Origin of the sequence: Streptomyces sp. MI02-7b, assembly GCF_033793585.1 — a bacterium.
GTDB lineage: Bacteria > Actinomycetota > Actinomycetes > Streptomycetales > Streptomycetaceae > Actinacidiphila.
This window is the reverse complement of sequence record NZ_JARAWX010000017.1, coordinates 11,651-34,491: the sequence shown is the minus strand read 5'-3', so window position 1 is coordinate 34,491 and position 22,841 is coordinate 11,651. Positions and strand designations below refer to the sequence as shown.

Genomic DNA, 22,841 nt, shown 5'->3' with positions numbered 1-22,841 from the left:
GCTGTCGCACTCACGCCGCTGTTGTATCAGGTGCAACATTGTTGAATCAATACGTAGCACCCCAGGTCAATGCCATGCCGCTTCTACCGCTCCCCTTTCGTCGACCCACCGGAGCAGCCAGAATGACGTCCTCACTGCCGGACGGAATGTTGCATCCAATGCAACTCATCCCGTTTATCGACATCGACGTCCACGACATCGACGCCAACCCCGCCAAGGGCGAAGGCGCCCACCAGCACTTCGACTTCCGCTTCGTCTTCTACCTCGTGCCCGAGCAGCACCCCCGGCTCGCCTTGCAGGACGAGGAGGTCTCCGGCGCTTCCTGGCTCGAGTTCGCCGACGTCCGCTCCTCGACGTTGCGCGCCAAGCTCCTGGACGCCCGCGAGCAGGGTCTCGACGGGAGGCCGGAGCCCGTCAACGCCTCCGCGCTGATCCACGACGGCCACGGCAGATACCTCCTCCACCTGCGCGACAAGCGTGAAGGCATTTGGGCCCCCGGCACGTTCGCGCTCCTGGGCGGCGGCCGCACGCGGGACGACGTCAGCCTGGAGGCGACCCTGCGGCGGGAACTCGCGGAGGAGACACCAGGGCTGGAGGTGGACCATCTGGCGCCCTACGCGCTGGAGGAGGCGACGAGCATTGACGGCCTCGCGGTGCCGATCCAGGTCTTCCAGGCCCGCTGGAGCGGCAACCCGGAGACGGTGGACCTGCAAGAGGGCGTGCTGCTGCGGTGGTTCGCCCCGGACATGCTCGGGCGGCTGAACCTCAGCCCTGGGCTGGGTGACCTCATCCGACGGCACGCCGCTGAGCATCCCCCCGCCAGCAGCCCGCCGCCCCCGATCCGGCTGCTGCAAGGCGAGGCGCCGCAGGGCACCGAGCTCCACATCGTCGGTGTCCACCTCTACCTGGAGGACTCCCACGGCCGGATCCTCCTCGGCCTGCGCCACCCCGACTCGGCGTACGCGGGCAACACGTGGCACTTCCTGGCCGGGCACTGCGAGCGCGAGGAGGCGGTCAGCTGCCTGATCAGGGAAGCCGAGGAGGAGGCCGGGCTGGTCATCGAGCCGGACGACGTCGAACTCGTGCACCTCGTCCACCTCGTTGACTCACCGTCCGCCCGCCCCCGGATCGGCCTGATCTTCCGGGCCCGCACCTGGTCAGGCACGCCGACCGTCCGGGAGCCCGACCGGTGCGTCGAGTGGCGGTTCTGGAACCCGAAGGATCTCCCGGACGCCGTCGTGCCCTACACCCGCCAGGCGATCGAAGGCGTGCTCGCCGGGCGCCTGTACTCACAGCGGGGGTGGGACAGGCGATGACGACCCTAGACACGAGCCCGGCGACCCCCGGCAGCGACCCGCTCTCGGGCGCGGTGGACCCGGCTGCCGCGCGCAGGGCGATGGTGGCTGAGCTGGAGGCGAGGCACGGGCTGCGGCCCGGACCGGTGCGTGATGCGCTGCTGGCACTGCCGCGCGAGGTCCTGATGCCACAGGCGTACGTGCGACGCAGCGCGCCGGGCGAGGACCCGCCGCGGTGGGATCTGCTGGACTGGTCGGCGCCGCAGGACCGCCCCGAGTTGCTCGGGCTGCTGTACGGCGGGGGCAGTGTGCTCGTCCAGCACGACGGGGAACCGCTGCTGGGCCGGGCCGGCGGGTCGCGCTCGGGAGCGTCGATCACGTCGATGTCGACGGTGATGGGCCTGACCGCCTCCCTGCTGGAGGAGCTTGAACTGCGCCCCGGGCAGCGGGTTCTGGACGTCGGCACCGGTGCGGAGGTGACCGCCGCGGTCGCGTGCGAAATCTGCGGCGACCGTGGAGTGGTCACCCTCGACCGGGACCGGCATCTCACCGACGCGGCCGCGGTCCGGCTGGCCGACCTGGGCTTCCGGCCCGCAGATCGTGTGCGGCTCGGGCGAACAGGGAGTGGCCGGGGCGGAGTTCGACCGCATCTTCGTGTCGTACGCGATGGAGCACGTACCGACAGCGCTCGTCGAGCAGCTCGCCCCCGGCGGCCGGCTCCTCGTGCACGTCACCAGCGCGTCGCCGTCGTGGCCGGGCCTTGCCGTCGTGGAGCGCACTGCCGGCGGGCGGATCGCGGCGGAACTGCGTGCCGTGGAGTTCGCCCACCGGGCCGGGCACGGTATAGAGCGGATCTGGCTGAGCGAGGAGTTCCGCCGACGCATCAATGCCGAGCCGGGGACCTGGACTCAGCGGAGCATGCTGGCGCCGCCGGCCGATGCCGACCGGGGCCTGTGGCTGGCCGCGGACCATCTCCTCGGCGGACTGGTGAGGGACTTCGGCGCCGAGCACCTGGTGATCGGCGCGCCCGGCTGCGGCTCGTGGCTGCGCGTGGAGCCGGTGAGCGACAGGCGGTGGAACATCACCACGCGGGGGCCGCGCGACATCTGGAAGGAGGTTCAAGACCTGGCGGCCCGGTGGCGGGCGGCCGGCAGCCCCAGCCGCTACCGCCTCCACATCGATCCGGACGGCGGCCAGCGAGCCACATCGGCGTGCGGCCGCCTGTCCTGGCCTCTTCCCGCCCTCCGCCCGCTCGACGAAGGACCAGCCGCATGACCTATCTCGACGATGCCGTCCCGAACCCGTGCGGAGACCAGGTGGAGCTGTTCGCCGCGGCCGCCGCCGGCTACGACCGCTACCGCCCCGGTGCGCCGGCCGAAGCAGCCAGACTGCTGGCCGACACCCTGGCGGATCTTCCCGATCCGACGTTGCTGGACCTGGGCACCGGCACCGGGCAGGCCCCCAAGGCCCTGCTGAAGGCTCTGCCCTCCCTCGCCCACATCGAAGGGGTCGACTGGAGTCGGCAGATGCTCGACCAGGCCCGGGCCGCGCTCACGCCTGTGCTCGGCAGCTCCACCCTCAGCCTCGTCCAGACCTCGGCCGACGTCTACGCGCCCCTCGCACCGCTGCGCGGGGAGGAATGGTGGACCCCGGACCTGATCACCTGCTGCCGGGCCTTTCACTGGATGAGCGGCCCGGACGTGCTGGCGATGGCGCACCGGATCGCCGCGCCGCGGGCCTCGCTGGCGATCATGGGAGACGGCAGCCTCTGCACCTACGACGCGGACTGGACCGGGGCCCTGCGGGACCTGATCCAGGGCTACCTGGGGCCCGGACGGCGCGCGGGCGCGCTGGGCGAGTACCCCAAGCCCATGCGCCCCTTCCAGCAGGAGCTCGCCGACTCGGCCTGGAGCGACGTGAGCGAGCACCGCTGCCCCCTCACGCGGTCCTGGACTCCGGAGAGCGTGCTCGGCTATCTGCGCACCACATCCTTCGCCGGGGCCGACCTCTTCGCCGACCGGCACGCGGCATTCGAGGCCGAGGCCCGGGGGCTGCTCGACGACCTCGCGGACGGCGGATCGCTGCTGGAGGAGACCGAGTTCACGGTCCTGCTCGCCCGGCGTCCGGCAGGTGCACGATGAACGGCCGGCAGCGACACACCGAGCCGGTGGACGTCCACCTGATCCTGCGCCGGGAGACCGCCGCAGGACCGCAGGTGCTGCTGTCACGGCGGGCCGGGCAGGTGTACGCCGCGGGCCTGTGGCGCCTGCCGTCGGGACATCTGGACGGTCCGCACGAGGACGTGGTCACCGCCCTGATCCGCGAGGCGCGGGAGGAGACCGGCGTCGTCATCGACCCGGTCGACGTGCGAGCCGCCGTGACCGTGCACCACCGCAGCCCAGGAGGCGCCTCCCGTACCGGGTACTTCTTCGAGGTCCAGCGGTGCACGGGCGAGCCCGAGATCGCGGAGCCGGACGTCTGCGACGCGATGGACTGGGCACCCCTTCACGCCCTGCCCGCCGAGATGGTGGCGTACTGCCGTGCGGGCCTGGACGCCTACACCGCCAGCGCGCACCTCGCCGTGCACTTCCAACTGCCCGGCGACACCATCGCCTTCGACGCCGGCGCCGACCGGCTGCGCCTCGTGCCGGACGTGACCGGCCAGGCGTTCGGCGCCCGTCCCGACGCCATGGTCGTGGAGTCGATCATGCGCTGGTGGCTGCTGCAGCAGGAACACGAGGGCATCCGGGACGCTCTCGGGGCAGGACAGACATGGGAGATGCTGGCGGGCGCGCTCGGCCTTGGGTCTGTAAACGCTGCCAAGGAGCATGCACAGCTCTTGGAGTGCGTCTTCGGCCCAGAAGAGGCGTCGCACGGGACGGGCTGAGCAGCCAAGGCAGCCCGGATCGGGACGTGCCCAATTCGGGGTGTCCCGGCCACGTACGGCGGCTGGCCCGGCTGGCGCCAAGGGCTCTCCGCCGTACGGCCGGACTCTCTGGCGAACTTCCCAGTCCCCGTCGACCCGGCATGAGACGACGGCACTGCGGCTCTCCTTCATCCCCAGCGTTCGCTGACGGTGCTGCACCGCGACTCCGGCGGATCACGTTCCGAATCGCCCCAGCGGCTCTTCTAGCTGCTGGCGTACGGGTGCACGTACCTGCCTTTGTTGAACGGGGTGAACCAGGAGTCGAGATCCATCGGCGCGATGCCCAGGGACCCTGTCTCCGGAGCCTCGTCGATACCGTCCGTGGAGTCGTCGTAAAGCCACTCGAAGTCCATGTCCTCGTAGACGCCGTCGGCGAACGCGTCGAGTGCCGACGACACTCCCGAGCTCAGAAGGCCGTGCGTGTCGAGAACGACGCTTGCCTCCCGCAGCAACAGCTTCAGGGCCAGCTCTTCGGCGACGCAGCTGAGCTGCTGAAAGGTGCCTTCCGTGAAGCGGGTCGTCATGGCGAGGGCTGTCACCAGGAAACGGCGGGTGAACTGAGCGTCGTACTGGAGGGCATAGCGGCCAGGTAGCTCATCCAGCAGCCACATCATTCCCTCACACTCGGCGACGTTGCTGTTCTCATGGCTCAAGGTCTCAGCGTCCTGGAATAGCTCATCCACCAGCAGGCTCGTGCCGTACACCAGGGCCCCGGCCGCGAGCTCGGCGTCGCTGGCGCTGGTGCCGAAATCCTCGGCGCAGGCCGACTCCGGATCGCCGTCCTGGAGGTCCTCCTCGGTCAGGAAGCCGAACATCCCGGGCCCGAATGCCCGAAGCTCGGGCGCCATGGATCGTATTGACCGTTCAGTTTCTTCGGCGTCTGCCTGGGCATTGAACGGCTCCGTTTCGGCTCCAGCCTGAAGTGAGTGCCCGAGAGCTGCCCGTCGGGCCGCAGGGTCATCAGGAGGAGCGTCGGGTCCATCCGCGGCTTCCAGGCTCTCACGGGCCAGATCTGGGTGGAGCTCGACCGCACACCGCTCGATGGTCCAGTCAGCCAGGAGCTCGGACCTGTCCAGGAGCTCGGCGACTGCCGCGGACACGGATTCTTCGGCGAACTCCAATGCCGGCGCCTCCACGAACACCTTCACCATGGCCCCGCCGGGGTAGACAGCGACGATGCTGTCGAGGAAGGCGACCTCGATGCCGTCCGGTCCTTCGATTGCTTCGATCGCATCGAAGCCCTGCTTGAGCAGTGCCAGCGCCCCGGTCCGGTGCAGGGCGTCCATCTCCGCACCACCGGCGGGAATGCGGGTATCCACGGTTACGACGTACACCACCCCACCAGCGTGACAGGCCTGTGCACGCTGTGAGGCCGATTCTGTGAGTCTTGCGGGAGCGCACCGTTGGCCGCGTTTGCGCGGCAACTCGTCCGGGCCTGCGTCCCGCCTGATGGCCACTGGCTACGCGGCTTGCCGACGAGGCGCCGGATAGAAAGCGCCCGCCCGAAGACCTTGATGACAAGACGTCCGCTTCTGCCCCATCATGGTCCGTGATGGCGGCGTTGGGGGGAGTGCGCGCTTCGCGGCGCAGGGGCTGGGTGTCACCTGCGACGTCGGGAAGTGCTGTCCGCGCGACGGTCTTCTCGACCACCGGCACCGCGCTCGCGGTCGTCGTGCACCATCTCTCGTTCGACCAGACACCGTCCTGGGGCCGGCGGCTGCTCGCTGTGAGCCTGGCCTTCCTGCTCCTGCTCCCCGGCTGCCGCCGACCGTCCACGCCTGGAAGCCAGTTGCTGATGGTGCTCAGCGCGCAGGCCGTCATCAGCTGCTGCTTCGCGACCTCGGGGTACGTCGTCGAGGCCGGATGGATCGCGAGCGTCTACCATCTGGTGGCGACGCTCGCTGTGGGATGCCTCCTGCACAGCGCCGACAGCGTGCTGTCCAGGGCGGTCCGGTTGATCGCACCTCCCTGGCGAGGGTTGTGTGCGTTCCTGCACCGGCTGCTCCGTCCGGTCCCCATTCCCCACGTGGCCTGACTGAACGCGGTCACGGTGCGGCAGTGGCGCGTACCCGCCGACAGCAGAGCACCACGCGACCTGCTGCGTGCGCACGCCGTCATCCGTCGCGGCCCCCCGCTGTTCCCCCCGCCCGCCGTCTGACAACACCCGGCAACTCGCCCTGGCGGCGCGCGGCTTCGGCGTACCCATCGCACCGCAGCCCAGAGGGGGGAACACCCATGTCCCAGAACGTCGTCGTGATCGGGGCGGGCCCGTACGGCCTGTCCACTGCCGCGCACCTGCGCCGGCGCGGCCTGAACGTGAGGATCTTCGGTTCGCCGATGGCGAGCTGGAGCCAGAGCATGCCGGCCGGCATGCTCCTGAAGTCGCCGCCGAGCGCCTCCACGCTGTCGTCGCCCGTACCGGGCCAGACCTTGCACGACTACTCCCGCGAAGCGGGCGAGCCCGTACTCGGCGAGCACGACCAGGTCCCCATCGAGATGTTCGTCCGCTACGGCCTGTGGTTCGTGGGCCAGCAGGACTTCGACGTCGAGGACGTCCGGGTCCTGACCGTGGACCGGCACTCCGACGGCTTCCGCATCAAGACCGCCGCCGGCGAGGAGCTGCGCGCCGGGGCAGTCGTGGTGGCCAGCGGGCTCACCGGCTTCGCGCACCTGCCGGAGGAACTGGCCCGCGCCGTACCGGACGGACCCGCCGCGCTCGGCCCCGTCTCGCACACCTCCCACCACACCGACCTGGGCCGTTTCGCCGGGCGCCGGGTCGTGGTCGTCGGCTCCGGCCAGTCGGCGCAGGAGAATGCAGCCCTCCTCCACGAGGCGGGCGCCCAGGTGACACTGCTCGCCCGCACCCCGCGCATCGGCTTCGGGGCCTCGCCGACCAGCGGATGGCACTGGCAGCCCGACACCCCGCTCGGCCGTGCCTGGTCGCTGTACGCCGTCATCCGCTACGCGAACGCCGTCCCGTTCCTTCCGCCCGCGACCAGGCTTCTCCTCGTCCGTGAGGTCCTGGGTCCGCTCGGGGCCTGGTGGCTCAGGCCCCGAGTGGAGGGCGTCGTCCCGGTCCTCGCGGGCCACCGCATCACCGAGGCTGAGGTAGCCGAGGACGGCGTCGTCCTCACCACGCGGGACCACCAGGAGGGCACCCGGAAGATCGAGGCCGACCACGTCATGGCAGGCACCGGCTACCGCGTCGACCTGGCGGCACTGGACTTCCTCGCCCCCGAACTGCGGTCCTCCCTGGACCGCACCGGCGGCTTCCCCCGGCTGTCCCGCACCTTCGGTTCCTCGGTCCCCGGTCTGTACTTCACCGGGCTTCCGGCTGCGGCAACCTTCGGGCCGGTGATGCGCTTCGTGTGCGGGACCGAGTTCGCCTCACCGCGGGTCGCCGCCGCCGTGACGGCTCACTGCAACTGACCCCGGAAGACGCAGGGTTCGGGGGCAGGACCGTCAACGGTCCTGCCCCCGATCAGTAGTGGTGGACGGCAGGGGAGGGGTTCTCGCTTCAGGGCCGTTCAACGGTGGACATCCACAGAGGATCGACATGCGGGCTCCCCAGACCTGGCGAGTTGATGATTGCTCATCAGCGCGGTGTGGCGGTCTCGCGGTTGCGCGGGGCGCGTCCGGCCAAGTCCAGTTACTCCCTGCCCCGATGAGGCATGGGGGTGATGGGTGGCGGCCTACTGCACGGCGTTCGCCGGCTGCGTGAGCGTGGCGGGCACGTCCCGCGCGCCCATGCGCAGGTGCTCCACGTGGTACAGGGCCTGATCGAGGAGCTCGGCGACGTGGTTGTCGTACAGGGCGTAGATGATCGAACGGCCCTGGCGTTCTCCGCTGACAAGTCCCAGGTTGCGCAGCAGGCGCAGTTGGTGGGAGCAGGCGGATGCCTCCATGTCCACGGCCGTGGACAGCTCGCTGACTGAGCAAGGCCCTTCCTGGAGTCGCGCCAGGATGCGCAGTCGGGAGGGCGTGGCCAGGGCCTGGAGAGTCGCGGCGACATCCGCGATGCCGACGGTCTCCAGGCGTTCGCGGCTGGTGGTGGCAGCGCTGTCCGATCCGTGGCCCATGTCTCCATCATACTGATGACGAATGAAGACCTGTTCATATGTTCCTGTATGGTGGACGTGTTGCCTTCCTCCGCCCGTGAAGGGTTGTTTTGTCATGTTTTCTGTCCTGACCGAGCCGCAGGCCGGCAGGCAGCGCGACACCGCTCCGCGCCGCCGCACCCGCCTCCTCGGCGTGCCCGAGGCACGCTGGGCGCTGGTGGCCTTGGTGCTGTTCCTGCTCGCGCTGCCGGTCCATCTACTCGGCGGCCCGGCCTGGTTGTGGGGAGTGCTGTTTGCCGCTGCTTACGTCACCGGCGGCTGGGAGCCGGGGTGGGAGGGGCTCAAGGCTCTCAGGGGCAAGACGCTCGACGTCGATCTGCTGATGGTCGTAGCGGCTCTGGGTGCCGCGTCGATCGGGCAGGTGCTCGACGGCGCCTTGCTGATCGTCATCTTCGCCACTTCCGGTGCCCTGGAGGCCATCGCGACCGCCCGCACCGCCGACTCGGTGCGTGGCCTGCTGGACCTGGCCCCGGAGACCGCCACCCGCATCGGTGACGACGGCTGTGAGGAGACCGTCCCCGCCGACCGGCTCGCGGTGGGCGACATCCTCCTGGTCCGCCCCGGCAAGCGGATCGGCGCCGACGGCCGCGTCCTGGACGGCGTCAGCGACGTCGACCAGGCCACCATCACTGGCGAACCCCTGCCGGTCGCGAAGGCTTCGGGCGACGAGGTGTATGCCGGAACCCTCAACGGCACCGGTGCCCTGCGGGTGAAGGTCGAACGCGACCCGGCGGAGTCCGTGATCGCGCGGATCGTCGCCATGGTCGGGGAGGCGTCCGCGACCAAGGCCCCCACTCAGCTGTTCATCGAGAAAGTCGAGCAGCGCTACAGCCTCGGCATGGTCGCCGCCACCGTCCTGATCTTTGTCATCCCGCTCCTGATGGGCTCCGAGCTGCAGGACACGCTGCTGCGCGCCATGACATTTATGATCGTCGCCTCGCCGTGCGCCGTGCTTCTGGCCACCATGCCGCCCCTGCTCTCCGCCATGGCCAACGCCGGACGGCATGGCGTTCTGATCAAGTCCGCCGTTGTGATGGAACGCCTCGGCCAGATCGACACCGTCGCTCTGGACAAGACCGGCACCCTGACCGACGGCACCCCCCGAGTCACCGACCTGTGCCCCCTGGCCACCAGCAGCCTGGACGAGACCGGCCTGCTGCGCCTGGCTGCCGCGGCCGAACACCCCAGCGAGCACCCGCTGGCTCGCGCCGTTGTCGACGCCGCCCGCGACCGGCGCATCCTCCTCCCCCACACCGAGGACTTCACTTCCGCGCCCGGTACAGGCGTCACCGCGACCGTCGCCGGCCATCGCATAACCGTCGGAAGTCCCGCGCGCATCCTCGACGGCACCAGCACACCGGCCGCCGCCGTCGCACTGCGCATGGAAGAGGAGGGCCGCACCGCGGTCCTGGTCAGCCGGGACGGACAGCCCATCGGCGTCCTCGGTATCGCCGACCGCCTGCGCCCCGAAGCCGCCCTCGCGACCCGCGCCCTGCACCGGCTCACCGGCCGGGCGCCCGTCCTGGTCACCGGCGACAACCCCCGCGCAGCCGAACGCCTGGCCGCCGAAGTCGGAATCGGCGACGTCCGCGCCGCTCTGCTGCCCCAGGACAAGGTCACCGCCGTCCATCAACTCCAGGACAAGGGCGGCAAGGTCCTCGTTGTAGGGGACGGCGTCAACGACGCCCCCGCCCTGGCCGCAGCCCACAGCGGCATCGCCATGGGCCGCGCCGGCTCCGACCTCGCCCTGGAAACCGCCGATGCCGTTGTCGTCCGTGACGAACTTGCCGCCATCCCCACCGTCGTCGGCCTCTCCCGCCGCGCCCGCCGATTCGTGATCCAGAACCTCGTCATCGCCGGTACCTTCATCGCCGTCCTCGTCGCCTGGGACCTCATCGGCACCTTGCCGCTGCCCCTCGGCGTCGCCGGACACGAAGGCTCCACCGTCATCGTCGGGCTCAACGGCCTGCGACTGCTCGCCGACCGGGCCTGGCGCAACGCACGCCCCGAGGAGGCCTTGTGAGTCACCGGCACAAGAAGGGCACCACCCCCACCGGGCCGGTGTCCTGCACGGTCACCGTCTGCCGCGGCTGCTGCTGCGGCACCCTCAAGGTCCCCGGCATTGACCACGCCGAACAGCTCGCCGCCCTGCGCCGCGCCATGCCCGCGAGCGGCAAGGTCCGGGTCACCGACTGCCTCGACGCGTGCGAGCACGCCAACGTCACCGTCGTCCAACCCTCAGCCGAAGGCCGCAGAAGAGGTGGACGCCCGGTGTGGCTCGGCCTCGTCAATGACCCCGGCACCACAGCGGACATCACCACCTGGATCGAAGCCAGCGGCCCCGGCCTCGCCGAACCACCCGGCATCCTCGACCTCTACACCTTCAAACCCTCACGCCGCATCCAGGCCGAACTCCACGACGAATAGCGCTCCCGATCCACACAGCACCGCCGAACCCGCGCGCTGAATGTCCCAGGCTCCCCAGCGCGCGGGAGCTTGCGAGAGGCTGTTTGCCCACGAGTGCGGATCTGGTGAGTACACACAGCCCCTGACAGGGCGCGTTCTCAGGTCGATCCGTCAACGGCGGACATTCGCGGACGGCTTCCGTGCGGGAACGGTCGTGCGGGCCGCCGGGCCTTGTGCGTGCGTCGCGATGGAACGGACGTGTCTGCCCTCCTCGTTCCTGACCACCTTGCGGCACCGCGCACAGCCTTGGGCACCCTGACTCACCGGCACTCCACCGCGTATCCCGCACGTCCGCGCAAGGCGGCGTGCCCCTTCACCGGAACGCGTCGGGCACCCATGCCGCGATCGCCCCGGCGATGAGCAGGCCGATCACCAGGTCCCGCAGGATCGCGGCCCACTCCATGACGAAGACGTGGCTGGTGGAGGTGAAGCCTTCGCGGGACAGCAGCCGGCGGGCGAAGGGGCCCTCGCGCTGGACGGACATGTCCATCGCGGCGTGGCCTTCCATCGACCCGGCAAAGCCCCGCTCTGCCTGTTCACGGGCCTGGCGCAGGAGCCGGTTGCGCAGTAGCAGGCGGACAGCACGGCGAGCACCACGATCATGTTCGGGCCGCCGACGAACTTCGCGAGCGTGAATTGCCAGCCCATGAGTAGCGCGAGGATCACGCCGAGCTCGACGACGAGGTTGGTGGAAGATCTCGAAGGCCATCGCGGGGGTCAAGTTCGTGCCCTTGCGGAACAGCGAGCGGCCCAGCGCCACCGCGGCATAGGAGCACGAGAACGACGCCGCCCCCAGGTCGGCGAAGACCGCCAGCGTGCGGGTCGGTCGTCGCCCAGCAGGGAAACGATGGTGGACCTGCGCACCACGACCTGTGCCACCGCGGACAGGGCGAAGCCCAGGATCAGCGCTCAGGTGATCTCCCAGGTCATCGAGCCGGTGATCGACAGTGCGTGCAAGATCGCGTGCATACGCCGCAGCCTCCCCTACGGGTGCGGATGAAGTCCCGGGCGCCGGCCCCCTTACGACGGGGCGGGGCGGACTGGCCGGGAAGGTCGCGGGGGCGCCACCCGTGGGCGGCGCCCCCGTGGGTGGGACTCAGCCCACGTTCAGGGTCAGCGCGGCGGTGTGCAGGGTCCCGGAGGTCTGGAACTGCAGGAACAGCCGCCAGTTCCCGGATTTCGGCAGCTCGGCGTGGAAAGACAGGTCCGGGCCGCCTTGGTCGCCGTTGACCATCGTGGTCGGGTGCAGGTGAGCGAACGCGGCGTCGCCCTCGTGGAAGGCGGTCAGGTGGGCGTAGGTGTCCAGGTAGGGCTGGAGATCGGTGACGGGCTTGCCGCCCTTGGAGACGCGTACGGTCAGCGGGTGCTCCATGTTGGCCATCAGCTCGCCGTTGACGGTCACGGTGTACCCGTCAACCGTCGTGGAGGCGGCGGCCGCAGGCAGCGGGGTCTTGGTGGCCGTGCCGGGGACTGTGACGGTGCGGGACAGGACGAACGCCGTGCCCTTGCCCGTGCCGCTGTCGGGCGTGAACGTGGCGAACATCCGCCAGGAGCCCGGTGCGAGCGCGCTCAGGTTCGCAGTCCAGGTGCCGTTCGCGGCCATGGTCGGGTGGATGTGCTGGAAGCCGGTCAGGTCCGAGCGGATGGCGTAGAAGTGCAGCCGCTTGGTCTGGTCGACAGCGAACGCGGTCACCGGCTTTCCGTCCGGACCGGTGACCGTGAACCGGTAGGCGGCCTTCCCTGCCGGGAGCGTGTCGTCGGTGCTGGTGAAGCGGTAGCCGTCCGTCGAGTCGGACAGGCCGTTGCCGCCAACCGCCTTGTCCATGCCCGGCATGCCCGGCATGGACGCGTCTTCGTGGGAGGAACCGCTGGCCGAGGTCGTGGGCGACGCGCTTGTGGCCGACGGCATCGCGCCGTGGTTCATAACCGGCATCGACGAGTCGTGGGAGGACGAGCCGCCGCAGGCCGCCAAGGTCAGCGCAAGCCCGGCGGTGACACCGGCAGCGGCCAGAACACGGCGGCGCACAGCAGAACGAGAGGAACGGGGAGAACGGGGGGAAGCAGACATGGCAGTCAGGTCTTTCCGGGTGGGCGCGCGCCACACTGGCGCGCGAACGTGATCAGGGCCGACGGAGCCGGTCCGGCGTCTTGGCCGGTCCGGCACAGCCCCGATCAGGTCCGCGCGATGCTCACGTGGAGCAGGAGACTGCGACCACCCGGTGGCGGCGGCCCACGCCTGCTCGCCCGGCCCCGCACCACCGCACGCCCGGCAAGGACCACCACGGCCAGCACCGTGAGGACCAGCAACGCGTTCACAGGCAACGGAGCCCGCTCGCGGGCCGGGGTGGACACACACATCGCCGCGTGCGCCATCGACGGCACCCCGGCCTGCACGGCGGATCCGCTGCCGGGATGCGCCATCGCCTTGTCCGCGCCGACAGCCGGGGAGGCCGGCGCGGCGCCGCTCTCCCCCATGGGCATGAGGGAGGGCATGGACGCCGATACAGCGCCATGACAGCCTTCCGCGGCAGTGGCCGGGGCGCCGTGCATCAGGAACAGGCCGGCCAGGACCGCGCAGACCATCAGCAGCCGGGCGATGCCCCGCCTGCTGGTCCGCCGGGTGCCTGCCACAGCCGGCCCCTTTCACTCACACCACCTGGGCGCGCGCCTAAAGACGCGGCCGCTGCGAGGATACCCCGCCCGGGTACCCGGTGGCCTGGAGTCCTGGAGTCACGCCGTCGCCGCCGCCGATGGCGCCGGTGCGGGTGGCCGGTGCGGTTCGGGGCGGCCAGCGTGGTGGCGCAGGCCGCCCGGAGTCCGGCAAGGTGCCCCCATGGCGGCCGCAAGGTCTCGTGCAGGCCCTCGAGTCATACAGGGAGCCCACCGCCGGGTTCCAAGCCGCGATGATGAGCCGACTGCGGTGCTGTAGGTGGCGATCAGGCGCAGTCCGGACAGCCGGGCGATGGTGTCGATCGCGGAGGGGTGCAGCAGCGTGCGGCCCGCGGCCAGCTGCGGCGCGCACCACTGGTCCGGCCGCCTCAAGGGCTGCTGCCGGGCCGTTGGCGAAGCCGCGGGTCCGCGCACTCACGGTGCCGGTCCGGTTGGGCGTGCTTCCACCCCCTGGCGCGGCCGGTCGCCCGGCAATGCCGCCTCGATGAGACCGCTCCCGGACCGGTAATGGGCCCCGCGATTGTGGCCGGGATTAGCTGTTCGGGTCGAAGGCGCCATCGAATTCGAAGACCGAGTTGGGGACGTCTTTTCCGGTCTTGTCGGTGATAGTGGCCAGGCCGATGAGTTTGGACGGACCGCCCGCGACGTAGGTGGAGTCTGCCTTGACCTGCGGTTCGAACTTGCCGATCTCCACGTGGTGGGTGTCGTCGTGGAAGGTGACCATGCAGATCCATACCGGGTATGTGCAGGATGGCGGCCTGCTGGACGTAGAGATTCGCGAACGTCGGGGCGAGCGACTGTTCCAGACGGGTCTTCGTGACGTCTTGCCCGCTGTAGAAGGCGGTAGACGCGGTCACAGCGGCTGCTGCGATGACGAGGGTCAGGCTGCCGGTGAGCAGACGAGTGCGGTTCATGGGTCAGCCTCCGGTGATGTCGCGGCGCTGCAGGGAGAGGTAGGCGAAGGCCAGGCACACGACGGTCCACGCGACAGCTCCACCTTTCCCCAGGCGGCAAAGATCCGTGTGGCATAGCCGCCCCGGCACCCCCTGCGCCTCAGGGGCTTGCCTGTGGGGGTCGGCGGGGGCTGCGGCACCGACGCGGTTCAGGCCGCCGAGAGTCCCCCATGGGCGGGGGGCATCAGGAGTCGAAAAAGAGGGGCCAGCCGGCCATCAGGCCGCCATCCAGGGCGAAGATCTGGCCGGTGACGTACCCCGCCTTGTCGGAGCCGAGGAACTGGACCGCGGCAGCGATCTCCTCCGGGGTGCCGGGCCGGCCCATGGGGAGCACAGCGTTGATCGCGTCCCGGTTGGCGTCGCTGCCGGTGGCGCGTTCGTACATGGAGGTCTGCGTGTAGCCGGGAGCCACGGCGTTGACGCGGATACCGTGCCTGGCACCCTCCAGGGCAGCGGCCTTGGTGATTCCGATGACGGCATGCTTACTACCGACGTAGAGACTGTAGTCGGGATAGCCCATCAATCCGTAGGTGGAGCTGACGTTGATGATGCTGCCGCCGCCCTGTGCCTGCATGGCACGGAACTCGTGCTTCAGGCTGAGCAGCGTGCCCTTCACATTGGTGTCGAAGGTGGCCTGGTAGTCCTCCTCCGTCACCTCGGTGACCGGCGCTAGCTTGCCTTCGGTACCGGCGCTGTTTAAGGCGACGTCCAGGCGCCCGAAGCGGTCCACCGCGCGGTCGACCAGGTTCCGAACCTCGGCGTCGTAGCGCACGTCGGTCCTCACGAACAGAGCGCGTCCGCCGCTGTTCTCGAGTTCCGCGACGAGCGCGTCGCCGGCGTCCTGGTGGCGTCCGCAGGCCACGACGTCGGAACCCTGGCGGGAGTAGGCGAGCGCCGTTACGCGGCCGATGCCGGTCAGCGCGCCGGTGACGAGGACAACGGGGGCAGGCACGAGGTGGTCCTAGGGCCTCACTGGCATGAGGAATCGATGTCAGCGGGTGGATGCGACGTGTAAGCCGCGGGCCGGGAGGGCGGCCCCTAGATCCCCGCTTTGCGGATGTCGTCGTACAGCCGCGCCGCCAGGTCGGTGAGTTCGTCGCTGTCACGGACGTTCGCCTGCAGTTCGAGCAGCAGCTCGTCGACGCCCGCGGCCGCGTAGCCGCCCACGTCCTCCACGATCTGCTCGACGGTGCCCACGAAAGGCTGCCGCTTGGCGCTGCTGACCGGGGCATCGGTGAGAGTAATGTTAGCCCTCCCGCACATCCGCAGGGCGCTCGCGTCGCGCCCGTACGAGGCGGCCCGCTCAGTGATCTCGCGCCACTGGGACGCGACCTGCTCCGCCGGGATGCCGGTCGGCAGCCAGCCGTCGGCACGGCGGGCCACCCGGTCCAGTGCCTTTCCGCCGGTCGCCGCCAAGTAGACCGGGATGGGGCGCGCGGGCTTGGGTCCGACCTCGGCCTCGTTGATCACGGTGTAGTGGCCCTGATACGACACAGGATCCGGTCCCCACACCGCCGTACAGACATCCAACAGCTCATCCAGCACCGCTCCGCGCTCCTCGAACGGGGCGAAACCGGCCGCCGCGAACTCGTCCCGCGACCAGCCCGTGCCCAGTCCTGCGATCACCCGGCCGCCGCTGGCCGCATCCAACGTCGCAAGGGTGCGGGCGAGCTGGAAGGGCACGTGGAGCGGCGCGATCAGCACGCTACTGCCCAGCCGGGCCCGCTCTGTCGCCGCCGCCGCGAGCGGGAGCACCGTCAAAGGGTGGGCCACCGAGCGGTACGAGTCCGGCCAGGCCAGCCCGGGCACTCCGTACAGGCCCTGCTGGGGCTGCAGTGGGAACAGCGCCCGCTCGAACACCCATAGGCTCTCATAACCGATCTGCTCCGCCGCCTGTGCCACCCGCGCCGGATCGCGCGACAGGTCGTACCACTTCATCTGCGGTATCCCGAGTCCGAGCTGTATGGCCATGGCCCGATCGTCCCCCGTCGCCCAACTGGCCGCAGCCGTTGCACCCCCATCCGTAGGACAGGTGCGCGCCCACATGGCGCGATCATCCTTGCCGCGGCAGGCTCGTCGTGCCGTACGGCGGCACCGTGGCCGACGGAGCCGAGTGACGATTCCTCTCTAGAGCCGCGAGGGCCCGGGGCGAGCGGACCCGGTGAACGAGATCCGGACCCCGCGGGACGGGAAGCACCCCTCAGAAGATGCTGGCAGGTGCCTACCCTCATCCGGCGACGTCGAACGGCTCGCCCGTAGCCCCCAGCCGCCCACGAAGCGCCTGCCACGCGCCGACGCCGTCGTGGTTGACATCACTGGATGACATCCACGCCCAAGGGACAGCTGCGGAACGCGGCAGCCAAAGATCGAGCATGGGCCGCCCGTGTAGGGGGCTCCCGGCAGGCCGCAACGGGTCGGATAGCTGCGGCTGTGGCTACACTGATCGTCGGCGCGGGGGCGCTGCTGCTGGAGGACTGGATCCCGCATGGACAGGCTTCTGCCCGCCCCCCGTACGCCCGTTGGCTACCGGCTTGACGGTCGCCCGATCTTCCCGATCCTGGGCGCGGACCCCACGGACCCGTCCAGCCAGCAGATGCCTGGCACGGTCACGGACCCGGCCGGCCCGCCGGCGGTCGGACAGCCGGTCGACCAGGAGGCGCTGAACCGGGTGCTGGCCCGCGAGAAGCAGCAGGGCGAACGCGCTGCGGTCCGCAAGCTCGTCGAGCAGCTGGGCTTCTCCAAGACCGACGACCTGACGGCGTTCGTGCAGGCGCAGCGTGACGCGCAGGCTGCGCAGCTCTCGGAGATCGAGCGCCGTGAGCAGGCCGCCGCCGCGGCGACGTCCGCCGCAGAGCAGCGCGTGGCGCAGGCCGTGGCGCGTGAGCGTGCCGCGGTACGCCGCGCCGTGCTGGTGGCGCTCGGTGCGACCGGCGACGACCTCAAGGACGCCGAACGGCTCCTGGCCGTCGAGGACGACGCCGACGAGGACGCCATCACCGAGGCCGCTGCCGCTCTGCAGGCGCGCAGGCCCGAGCTGTTCAATGGCTCGGCCGCAGCCCTGACGGCTCCTGCTGCGCCCGGTGGCTCCCCTGCGGGCGGTCCGCCGCCGCGTGGCGGCAACGTGCCCAAGCCTGGCCAGCAGGGTGAGGCGATGGCCCGCCGGCGCGGCTACGTCACCAGCGACTGAACTTCCCACCGGCGGGTCAAGGCCGGACCTACGGGGACCACGCCCCACCCCTTTCGTGGACGACGCCACCGGTCGGTGAGCGGACGAACTGCCCCACTCGTCTGATCGTCCACGGGAGGACTCATGACCGTTCCGCCGGTCACCACCACCCAGAGCCTGACGGCCGACCGGTCCTGGCTCGCCAGCCTTCACGGAACGCGCGACGTCGACTCGATCACCCTCGACATGTCCACGTTCGTGGCTGGCACGCACTACATCGCCAGCACCGACACGAACATCCCCTACAGCCGGTTCCTGTCCGGCATCCCCGTCGGCAAGATCACCGCCAGTGGCCTGTACGGGCTGTACGCCACTGGGGCCGCCGATGGCCGACAGACCCTGGCCGGGTTCGTCTTCGCCGAGGTGCTGTTCGCGCCCGCGCAGACGAAGGTCGGGGCCGCGATGCTGTGGCACGGCTCGGTGAAGACCGCCAAGCTCCCCGTCGCTGTCGCGCCGGTCGCCCCGTCCGCCACCTGCCAGATCCGCTTCGTGTAAGGAAAGGAGGCCCACACTCATGACTATCCAGGACCTGATCAAGGGCGTCACCGTCAAGGACCTCACGACGTTCGCCCGTGCCATCCCCACCCCGGCCGACTTCCTGCTCACGCAGACGATCTTCCCGAAGGTGAAGGTCGGCGACGTGATGTGGCGGATCAAGAACCAGGGCCGCTACGTCAACGCCGCGAAGTACCGCAGCTACGACTCCAGCGTGCCGTTCGCGGACCGCCAGGCGTGGACGACGAGCACGCAGGGCATGCTGCCCGCCCTGGGCCAGAAGCTGCTGGTCGGCGAGATGGAGATCCTGCTGCAGGAGGCCTCCCGCGGCGCCGACCAGGACCGCCTGATCGAGCTGCTGTACGACGACGTCGAGCGGCACGTCGAGGCCGTCAACTCCCGTCTGGAGCTGGCCGCCGGCGATGTTCTCACCGACGGCAAGTTCTCCCTGTCGGGGGAGAACGGGCTGACGATGGACCTCGACTACCAGGTGTCGGCGGCGAACATGCCGACCGCGCCGGTGGCGTGGTCCGACCCGACGTCGGACCCCATCAAGGACGAGCTGGGGTGGCTGGACTACCTCGACTCCATCAGCGCCCCGTTCCCGGAGTTGGTCCTTACCAGTCGGCGGGCGAACTCGTACCTGGGGAGGAACAACGCCTACCGGGCCGCGTACTACGGGTCGGTGAACCCGTCGAACACGCCGACGGCGACGCTGACGCCGCAGCAGGTCAACGTGGTGCGCGGCAACTACAACCTGCCTCCGATCCAGCTGTACAAGGGGCAGGTGCGGGTCGACGGCGCGAACGTGCGGCCGCTGCCCGACGACCGGTGGGTGATGGTGCCGCCGGACCGCACCAAGTGGGGCCAGACCATGTACGGCACCACGGCGGAGTCCCTGGTGCTGTCCCGTGGCACCAACCCCGGAGATCACCCGCGAGGACGCTCCGGGTCTGATCATCACCAAGGGCACGCAGGACGACCCGCCGCAGGTGTGGACCAAGGGCGCGGCCGTGGCCATGCCTGTGCTGTTCACGCCGGACTGTCACATCGTGGCGAAGGTGCTGTGATGGCGCGCCTGGCTGCGGCGGTGCACGTGGAGCACCCCGAGACGCATGAGCTGCTGATCCTCCTGCCCGGCGAGGACGTCGACCCGGTGGTGGCCGAGGCCATCACCAACCCGGACGCGTGGGAGCAGCCGGAGACGCCCACGCTCGACGACCCGGCACTGATCGGGGAGCAGCCGGACACGCCGACGTTCGACGACCCGGGGCCGACGCCCGCACCGGAGCTCGAGTCGGCGCCCGAGCCCCCCGAGGCCAAGGCCGCGCCCGAGCCCGAGGCGAAGCCCCGGACCCGGGCGCGCAAGCCAGCCGACGAGAAGTAACCAAGCCCGGTACGGCCCGGCACCCGCTGCGGGGTGCCGGGTCGTGCCGCTATCCGGAAGGACCCGCCCGTGGACCCCGCAGTCCTGGCCTGGCTCCTGGCGCAGCTCGGCCCCGCCACCGACCAGAGCGACCTGCAGACCCGCTACGGCCGCCTGGGCAGCGCGAGGGCTGTCGCCCTGGAGGTACTGTCCGAGCGGCGTGCCAAGCTGCTCGCCGAGCCGCTGCAGCTGACCGTCAACGGCGTCGTCACCCTCGACCAGTCCAACAACCTAACCGGCCTGGAGCGGCAGATCGACGCCGTGCAGGCCGCACAGGCTCCCGACGACATCGGCGGCGGCAACGAGGTGGTCATCGCGCCTCTGCAGCCCGCGCACCGTGGCTGCTGGGGACGGATGTAGTCGTGGCCTACGAGTTTCCGCCGCTGGTGCCCGGCGACGCCGGCCTGGTGGCCCGCCGGGTCGCCGCGGTGCTGCAGGACGCCTGGCAGCGCCTCGCCGACCAGCAGGCCGCCGTCCTGGCCGCGCTCGTCGAGCAGGGCCGGGTCCCGCACATCGTCGCCCGTACAGCGGAGTTCCAGGCGGCCATCACCGACTTCCAGCAGCGCGTGGACGCCGAGGCCAGAGCGTTCGTCGGCCGCCAGCTGCCCCACCTGTACGAGCAGGGCGCCCAGGCCGCAGCCGAGGCGGTGGGGGGCCGGTTCACGTGGACCCTCATCCACACCGAGGCCCTGCACTCGCTGGCTGCTGACTCCTACGCCGACTTCCTGCGCCGCTCCCAGGAGGAGCAGCGCATGGCGGCCGCGTTCTACCGGGCCGTACGTGAGGCGGCACGCCGCGAGGTGCCGCTGTTGGCCGCAGGGAATACCACGGTGCTGCAGGCCGCGAAGGCCCTCGCCGATTGGCTCGCCGCCGAGCACCAGCTGGCCTACGTGATCTACCGCAACGGTGCCCGGTACCCGGTGCAGGCGTGGGCGGAGGCGGCGACGCTCGCCAAGAGTGCAGTGGCGTACAACGCGGGCGCCCTTAACCGGGCCCGTGAGGCCGGCGTGCAGTGGATGCAGGTCTTCGACGGCGCCGGATGTGGCTGGACCAGCCACAAGGACCCCGACAAGGCCACCAGCAACCTGCGCACCGTCGAGGACGCCGCGGCGTGGCCGATCTCCCACCCGCGCTGCACACGCACGTTCGGGCCTCGGCCTGACCACGTGCCCACGGCGTAGCCCGGCCGCTGTAGAGGCCCGCGACAGCAGCGGCGCCTTCCACCCCCTGCAAGAGCGACTCGCCCGATGGACCAAGTACGGTCCCGAGGAACTCATCGAACTCGTCCGACGAGACCTCCTCGCCCACACTGGCGGGTCCCTCGGCGACGATGCCGCCATCGTCGCCGTACGGCGAACGGCGATTCGGCACGCCGAACACCTCGACGGCGAGCTAGTCGCCGCTCATGTGGGCGACCGCCGACGTACGGGTTGGCCTACCCGAAGCGGTAACACCGCCTGACCTAGCCTTCCCGCTGGCAACCGATCCCCTTCTCGGACTTCCGCTCCCTGATTGCGAGCCGCTCCGAAAGAGTCGATGCTGAAGGAGAGGCATGCCAACCGATCGTGGACTGAGCGCGAGGTCAGCGGAGCTTGCGGCGAGCGCGCCTGATTACGGAGCGGGTTCCAGATGAGGCTTGTCGTCGATCTCAACCGGTGCCAGGGATTCGCGCAGTGCGTCTTCCTCGCCCCAGACGTCTTCTCCTTGCACGGGGACGAAGCGCTGCTGTTCTCCCCTCGCTTCGACGAGGCACACCGTGACCGGGTGGAGAAGGCTGCTGCCGCCTGCCCGGTCCAGGCCATCCTTGTCGACTACTCCGACGAGCCGACGAGGGGAGTGGAGCCTCGTGTCGGCTGACACGGACGTCGAGGTCCTGCGGCGCCAAGGCCGCATCGTCGTCGTTGGGGCCTCGCTGGCCGGTCTGCGCGCGGCGGAGACCTTGCGCGAGCAGGGCTTCACCGGATCGCTGACTATGATCGGTGACGAGTCTTACGAGCCCTACGACCGCCCGCCGCTGTCCAAGCAGGCGCTGCTGGGGCGGGCCCGGCCCGAGGACACCGCGCTGCCGCGGCGGCGCGACATCGACGCGGAATGGCGTCTGGGCGTCGCCGCCGAGGGCCTGGACCGGGACGCCAAGCAGGTACGCCTGGCGAACGGCGACGCCGTCCCCTACGACCGCCTGCTGATCACCACCGGGACCAGAGCGCGCCCCTGGATCCACCCGGAAGAGGCGGAGCTGGACGGGGTGTTCGTGCTGCGAACCCGCGACGACTCCGTACGCCTGCACCGGAAGCTGACCGGGGGCGTGTCCCGGGTGCTGGTGATAGGCGCTGGTTTCACGGGCTCCGAGGTCGCCTCCGCCTGCCGCGAGCTCGGCATCGAGGTCACGGTCGCCGAGCGCGGCCCGGCACCGCTGGTGGGCGCGCTCGGCGGTGTGATCGGCGCCGTCGCGGACCGCATGCAGCGCAGGAGGGGAGTCGACCTGCGCTGCGGCATCAGCATCACCGCACTGGAGGGCGACGACGTGGGGCGGCTCAGGCGCGCCCATCTGTCCGATGGCACGGCGATCGACGTGGAGGTGGCGGTCGTCTCGCTGGGCGCCGTCCGAAACACGGACTGGCTCGCCGGCTCGGGGGTGGCCGCGGGTCCCCGGGGCATCGCCTGCGACGCCGGATGCCGGGTATTCGACGTCAACGGCATCGTCACCGACGACATCTACGCCGCCGGCGACGTCGCCCGCAGCCCTCACCCGCTGTTCGACTACCAGTTCCTGTCGCTGGAACACTGGGGCAACGCGGTCGAGCAGGCCGAGATCGCCGCCCACAACATGATCTGCGCGGGGCCCGAGCGCCGGCCCCACCTGTGGCTGCCGATGTTCTGGTCCTCCCAGTTCGGAATCAACATCAAGTCCGTGGGTGTGCCCCCGCTGGGCGACCAGTTGGTCGTTGCCCAGGGGGCCCTCGCCGAGGATCGGTTCGTCGCGGTGTACGGCTACCGCGGCCGCGTCATCGCCGCGGTGTCCTTCGACGGAGCCAAGTGGCTGGGGTTCTACGAGCAGCAGATCGCGGCTGGCGCACCCTTCCCGCCGCAGTATCGCGCGGTCGACTGTCGCTCCGAGACCTCGCGGCCGGTCGACCCGGCCTTCCCGGATCCCCATCTGCCCACCCACGGGGCCACGGTCACGCTGACGGGTCACTCTCCGAGCGATCGGCGTGTCGCGTTCACTCCGTCGCGTGCCTGATCGGCCCTGAGCCGCCCGGAGCCCC

Annotated in this window: 22 protein-coding genes and 2 pseudogenes; 16 read left to right on the top strand and 8 right to left on the bottom strand. The window is 70.4% G+C overall.

All coding sequences use genetic code 11. The features are described from left to right. The first annotated feature begins 158 nt into the window (after nucleotides 1-158). The 4 genes and pseudogenes from PV364_RS26015 (at nucleotide 159) to PV364_RS25995 (ending at nucleotide 4,182) form a co-directional block, all read left to right on the top strand. Nucleotides 159-1,316 carry an NUDIX hydrolase gene (locus PV364_RS26015; RefSeq protein ID WP_319662738.1) on the top strand — a complete coding sequence of 386 codons (1,158 nt, stop codon included), beginning with the start codon at nucleotides 159-161 and terminating at the stop codon, nucleotides 1,314-1,316. Further along, nucleotides 1,313-2,570: pseudogene (locus PV364_RS41325) on the top strand (protein-L-isoaspartate O-methyltransferase family protein). The gene PV364_RS26015 and the pseudogene PV364_RS41325 overlap by 4 nt, the downstream one beginning before the upstream one ends. After that, nucleotides 2,567-3,436, top strand: coding sequence for a class I SAM-dependent methyltransferase (locus PV364_RS26000; protein WP_319662891.1), 870 nt, complete (start codon nucleotides 2,567-2,569; stop codon nucleotides 3,434-3,436). The pseudogene PV364_RS41325 and the gene PV364_RS26000 overlap by 4 nt, the downstream one beginning before the upstream one ends. After that, nucleotides 3,433-4,182, top strand: coding sequence for an NUDIX hydrolase (locus tag PV364_RS25995; protein ID WP_319662737.1), 750 nt, complete (start codon nucleotides 3,433-3,435; stop codon nucleotides 4,180-4,182). The genes PV364_RS26000 and PV364_RS25995 overlap by 4 nt, the downstream gene beginning before the upstream one ends. A gap of 242 nt (nucleotides 4,183-4,424) precedes the next feature. On the opposite strand, the gene PV364_RS25990 is transcribed toward PV364_RS25995, so the two are convergent. After that, the gene (locus PV364_RS25990) at nucleotides 4,425-5,558 is read right to left on the bottom strand and encodes a hypothetical protein (RefSeq protein ID WP_319662736.1); all 1,134 of its coding nucleotides are present in this window, start codon (nucleotides 5,556-5,558) and stop codon (nucleotides 4,425-4,427) included. A gap of 260 nt (nucleotides 5,559-5,818) precedes the next feature. Between PV364_RS25990 and PV364_RS25985 the strand changes: the two genes are divergently transcribed. Together PV364_RS25985 and PV364_RS25980 are read left to right on the top strand one after the other, a co-directional pair. After that, nucleotides 5,819-6,256: a hypothetical protein gene (locus PV364_RS25985; RefSeq protein ID WP_319662735.1), complete on the top strand. Its 438-nt coding sequence runs from the start codon at nucleotides 5,819-5,821 to the stop codon at nucleotides 6,254-6,256. Nucleotides 6,257-6,456: 200 nt separating this feature from the next. Beyond that, a complete protein-coding gene (locus PV364_RS25980) occupies nucleotides 6,457-7,650 on the top strand; it encodes an NAD(P)-binding domain-containing protein (RefSeq protein WP_319662734.1) in 1,194 nt (397 codons plus the stop codon). A gap of 263 nt (nucleotides 7,651-7,913) precedes the next feature. Here the strand turns inward: PV364_RS25980 and PV364_RS25975 are convergent, their stop codons facing one another. After that, a complete protein-coding gene (locus PV364_RS25975; protein WP_319662733.1) occupies nucleotides 7,914-8,300 on the bottom strand; it encodes a metalloregulator ArsR/SmtB family transcription factor in 387 nt (128 codons plus the stop codon). A 94-nt stretch (nucleotides 8,301-8,394) separates the two neighbouring features. Between PV364_RS25975 and PV364_RS25970 the strand changes: the two genes are divergently transcribed. Further along, nucleotides 8,395-10,362, top strand: coding sequence for a heavy metal translocating P-type ATPase (locus PV364_RS25970; protein WP_319662732.1), 1,968 nt, complete (start codon nucleotides 8,395-8,397; stop codon nucleotides 10,360-10,362). Further along, nucleotides 10,359-10,766 carry a (2Fe-2S) ferredoxin domain-containing protein gene (locus PV364_RS25965; RefSeq protein ID WP_319662731.1) on the top strand — a complete coding sequence of 136 codons (408 nt, stop codon included), beginning with the start codon at nucleotides 10,359-10,361 and terminating at the stop codon, nucleotides 10,764-10,766. Before PV364_RS25970 ends, PV364_RS25965 begins: the two co-directional genes overlap by 4 nt. 358 nt (nucleotides 10,767-11,124) lie before the next feature. Here the strand turns inward: PV364_RS25965 and PV364_RS25960 are convergent. Further along, nucleotides 11,125-11,774: pseudogene (locus PV364_RS25960) on the bottom strand (permease); the annotation flags it as partial. A 127-nt stretch (nucleotides 11,775-11,901) separates the two neighbouring features. Further along, entirely contained in the window at nucleotides 11,902-12,630 is a 729-nt protein-coding gene (locus PV364_RS25955; protein ID WP_319662730.1) for a hypothetical protein, read from the bottom strand. A 7-nt stretch (nucleotides 12,631-12,637) separates the two neighbouring features. Between PV364_RS25955 and PV364_RS25950 the strand changes: the two genes are divergently transcribed. Next, entirely contained in the window at nucleotides 12,638-12,925 is a 288-nt protein-coding gene (locus PV364_RS25950; protein WP_319662729.1) for a hypothetical protein, read from the top strand. A gap of 52 nt (nucleotides 12,926-12,977) precedes the next feature. On the opposite strand, the gene PV364_RS25945 is transcribed toward PV364_RS25950, so the two are convergent. The 4 genes from PV364_RS25945 to PV364_RS25930 form a co-directional block, all read right to left on the bottom strand. Further along, the gene (locus tag PV364_RS25945) at nucleotides 12,978-13,436 is read right to left on the bottom strand and encodes a hypothetical protein (protein WP_319662728.1); all 459 of its coding nucleotides are present in this window, start codon (nucleotides 13,434-13,436) and stop codon (nucleotides 12,978-12,980) included. A gap of 571 nt (nucleotides 13,437-14,007) precedes the next feature. Further along, nucleotides 14,008-14,199 (bottom strand): hypothetical protein, encoded by a 192-nt coding sequence (locus PV364_RS25940; RefSeq protein ID WP_319662727.1) that lies wholly within the window; start codon nucleotides 14,197-14,199, stop codon nucleotides 14,008-14,010. A 413-nt stretch (nucleotides 14,200-14,612) separates the two neighbouring features. After that, entirely contained in the window at nucleotides 14,613-15,380 is a 768-nt protein-coding gene (locus PV364_RS25935; protein WP_319662726.1) for a glucose 1-dehydrogenase, read from the bottom strand. An 86-nt stretch (nucleotides 15,381-15,466) separates the two neighbouring features. Beyond that, nucleotides 15,467-16,399: an LLM class F420-dependent oxidoreductase gene (locus PV364_RS25930; protein ID WP_319662725.1), complete on the bottom strand. Its 933-nt coding sequence runs from the start codon at nucleotides 16,397-16,399 to the stop codon at nucleotides 15,467-15,469. A gap of 514 nt (nucleotides 16,400-16,913) precedes the next feature. Here PV364_RS25930 and PV364_RS25925 point away from each other — a divergent pair. The 7 genes from PV364_RS25925 to PV364_RS25895 all read left to right on the top strand — a co-directional run bounded on the left by PV364_RS25925 (nucleotide 16,914) and on the right by PV364_RS25895 (nucleotide 22,816). Further along, complete coding sequence (locus tag PV364_RS25925) at nucleotides 16,914-17,615, top strand: hypothetical protein (protein ID WP_319662724.1); 702 nt, start codon at nucleotides 16,914-16,916, stop codon at nucleotides 17,613-17,615. A gap of 123 nt (nucleotides 17,616-17,738) precedes the next feature. Further along, entirely contained in the window at nucleotides 17,739-18,149 is a 411-nt protein-coding gene (locus PV364_RS25920; RefSeq protein ID WP_319662723.1) for a head decoration protein, read from the top strand. A 19-nt stretch (nucleotides 18,150-18,168) separates the two neighbouring features. After that, nucleotides 18,169-19,536, top strand: a complete 1,368-nt coding sequence (locus tag PV364_RS25915; protein ID WP_319662722.1) for a major capsid protein — start codon at nucleotides 18,169-18,171, stop codon at nucleotides 19,534-19,536. Nucleotides 19,537-19,605: 69 nt separating this feature from the next. Then, nucleotides 19,606-19,935, top strand: coding sequence for a hypothetical protein (locus tag PV364_RS25910; RefSeq protein ID WP_319662721.1), 330 nt, complete (start codon nucleotides 19,606-19,608; stop codon nucleotides 19,933-19,935). A 2-nt stretch (nucleotides 19,936-19,937) separates the two neighbouring features. Continuing rightward, nucleotides 19,938-20,756, top strand: a complete 819-nt coding sequence (locus tag PV364_RS25905; RefSeq protein ID WP_319662720.1) for a hypothetical protein — start codon at nucleotides 19,938-19,940, stop codon at nucleotides 20,754-20,756. A gap of 448 nt (nucleotides 20,757-21,204) precedes the next feature. Next, nucleotides 21,205-21,432: a ferredoxin gene (locus PV364_RS25900; protein WP_319662719.1), complete on the top strand. Its 228-nt coding sequence runs from the start codon at nucleotides 21,205-21,207 to the stop codon at nucleotides 21,430-21,432. Then, on the top strand, nucleotides 21,422-22,816 hold the full coding sequence (locus PV364_RS25895; RefSeq protein ID WP_319662718.1) for an NAD(P)/FAD-dependent oxidoreductase: 1,395 nt from the start codon (nucleotides 21,422-21,424) through the stop codon (nucleotides 22,814-22,816). The genes PV364_RS25900 and PV364_RS25895 overlap by 11 nt, the downstream gene beginning before the upstream one ends. The last annotated feature ends 25 nt before the right edge of the window (nucleotides 22,817-22,841 follow it).